1 pseudogene is annotated in these 3,487 nt (G+C 25.6%); it reads left to right on the top strand.

The features are described 5' to 3' along the window. Window positions 1–2,978 precede the first annotated feature (2,978 nt). Window positions 2,979–3,487: pseudogene (locus tag SPIRDC1_RS09915) on the top strand (hypothetical protein); the annotation flags it as partial.

The raw sequence follows: 3,487 nt of genomic DNA, 5'->3' as shown, positions 1-3,487 counted from the left end.
CAACCATTTCAAATTCAAGCACTGACTGTATCACAAATTGAATCATTAAAAGAAGATCAAATTCAAGCATTGACAGAACAACAAATTCAAGCATTGACTGAAAGCCAAATTCAAGCCTTTACTGAAAGCCAAATTCAATGATTAACTTTAGATCAAATTCAAGCATTGACTGTGCCACAAATTGAAGCATTAAGACAAAATCAAATAAAAGAATTTACTAAAATCCAACTTGAAGCATTCACTCAACAACAACTTGAATTAATTTCTATTAGTAGAAAAAATGAAATTAATGATTCCATTTTAAAATGCAAAAAAATTTCTCTTTCAATATTTAACAAAGATCAAATTAGAGCATTTACTCCAAGACAAATTATAAAATGAAAAGAATTTGAAATTCAAACATTACAACCATTTCAAATTCAAGCGTTAAAAAAAAATCAAATTCAAGCGTTAAAAATAGAACTAATTAAAACATTGACTGTACCACAAATTGAAGCATTAAAAGAAGATCAAATTCAAGCATTGACAGAACAACAAATTCAAGCATTGACTGAAAGCCAAATTCGAACACTAAGACAAACACAGATTCAATCATTTACTAGAGAACAGATTGAATGATTTACNTAATTTCAATAGAAAGTTTTAAAGTTTTGCAAATTCAAGCATTACAACCATTTCAAATTCAAGCACTGACTGTATCACAAATTGAATCATTAAAAGAAGATCAAATTCAAGCATTGACAGAACAACAAATTCAAGCATTGACTGAAAGCCAAATTCGAACACTAAGACAAACACAGATTCAATCATTTACTAGAGAACAGATTGAATGATTTACCAAAGACCAAATATTATACTTGAATTTACCACAAATTCAATTATTAAAATCACAACAAATATCATGATTTACTCCACAACAAGTTCAAACATTTACTAGAGAACAGATTCAATCACTACAACAAAATCAAATTCAAGCCTTGACAGAACAACAAATTCAAGCATTGACTGAAAGCCAAATTCAAGCCTTTACTGAAAACCAAATTCAATGATTAACTACAGACCAAATTGAATTATTAACTGCAAAACAGATTCAATCACTACAACAAAATCAAATTCAAGCATTCACTCAACAACAACTTGAATTAATTTCTATTAGTAGAAAAAATGAAATTAATGATTTGATTTTAAAATGCAAAAAAATTTCTCTTTCAATATTTAACAAAGATCAAATTAGAGCATTTACTGCAAGACAAATTATAAAATGAAAAGAAGAACAAATTGGTTCATTAATTCCACAACAAATATCATGATTGACTCGACAACAAATATCATCATTGACTCCAGAACAAATATCATGATTGACTTCACAACAAGTTCAAGTATTGACTGTGCCACAAATTGAAGCATTCACTAAACAACAAATTCAAGCATTCACTGAACAACAAGTTCAAGCATTACAACCTCTTCAAATTCAAACGTTAAAAATAGAACTAATAGAAGCATTCACTAAACAACAAATATCATGACTTACTGCAGAACAAATATCATTATTGCTTAAAAATCAAATTCAAGCATTGACAGAACAACAAATTCAAGCATTGACAGAACAACAAATATCACTTTTTATGCCCTGACAAATATTTTCATTGAATGAAAAACAAATATCATGATTTACTCCACAACAAGTTCAAGCGTTAAAAAAAGAACAACTTATTTATTTTAAAAAAAATCATTTATCAAAATTAAATCCGTCTTTAACAAAATTATTTACGTCAGAACAAATATCATGATTGACTCCAGAACAAATATCATGGCTTACTTCAGAACAAGTTCAAGCATTGACTCTAGAACAATTTCAAACATTAAGTAGACGTCAAATTGAAGCATTCACTGAACAACAAGTTCAAGCATTGACAGAACAACAAATTAATTATTTAAGTATAGTTAATTTATTGACTGAACAACAAAAAAAATGATTGACTCCACAACAAATACCAGCAATTATATTTGATAGTATTGCTTGTAAAATGCCAAATGAAATTCATAATATTCCATTAGAAGAAATTAAGTATTTAAAATTAATTGAAATTAAATTATTAACTAAACCACAAATTGAAGCATTTACTAGAGAACAGATTCAATCACTACAACAAAATCAAATTCAAGCCTTTACTGAAAAACAAATATCATGATTTACTAAAGAGCAAATTCAAGCGTTTAGTACAGAGCAAAAATTGTTTTTTAAAGATCAATCTGTTTTTTCTAGACAAAAACGTTCTAATTTAATGTTTGATAATATCAATTCAATATCTTCATTAACTACTATAAAATCAATATCATGACTGACTCCAGAACAAATACCAGCATTAACTTTACACCAAATAAAATCATTTTCTAAAAGACAAATTCAATCACTACAACAAAATCAAATTCAAGCCTTTACTGAAAAACAAATATCATGATTAAAATTAAAACACATTAAAAATAATGATACATCTAAAGAAAAACAAACTTGAAAATACTGACTATATTTAGGAATTACAACTACATTAGGTTTAATAGGTATTGTTGGACGCAAGTTGAAAAATAATTTTCAAAAAAATATCAATCATGAGGAAAAATTATTAATCGATAATGTTAAACCAATTATTGAACTTGACAAAAACATAAATAGTTCAAATAATGAATTTGATATAAAAAATGAAATAAACTCTATGCATTTACAATCCCTTAATAAACCATTATCAAAAGAAAATTATTTTTTACTCTAAAAGATTAATTTGAAAACATAAGATCAATTTAAAAAAACAGCAAAAAAACTAATAAAAATATGAACTGTTTTGCGGATTTCAACTGTAATAATTTTATTTAATTCAAGTGAATTTGGATTAAATTCCAATTAATGTAATTTAAAATTAAATAAATATAATATATAAACATAAATAAGAATTTTAGGTTTAAAAAAAGAGGTGTTTAAAATGAATAATTTACTAAAAATATTTAATACTAATATTAGTAATATTAATCAAAATGTAACAAAAATTGAAAATACAACTTGAAAAAGTCCTATACAAGAGAGACAAGAAAAAATTGAAGAAATTAATCAACAATTTTTACAAGCACAAGAATGAGGCAATAATTTAACTCAAGAAACAACAACTGAAATTATAAATTCAACAGAATTATTAACTCAAGAAACAACAACTGAAATTATAAATTCAACAGAATTATTAACTCAAGAAACAACAACTGAAATTATAAATTCAACAGAATTATTAACTCAAGAAACAACAACTGAAATTATAAAAGTTCAAACATTGACTCTAGAACAATTTCAAGCATTGACAGAACAACAAATTCAAGCATTCACTGAACAACAAGTTCAAGCATTGACAGAACAACAAATTAATTATTTAAGTATAGTTAATTTATTGACTGAACAACAAAAAAAATGATTGACTCCACAACAAATACCAGCAATTATATT

It is taken from the genome of Spiroplasma endosymbiont of Danaus chrysippus (genome assembly GCF_902809815.1).
Lineage (GTDB): Bacteria > Bacillota_I > Bacilli_A > Mycoplasmatales > VBWQ01 > Spiroplasma_E.
This window is presented reverse-complemented; position numbering and strand designations above follow the sequence as displayed.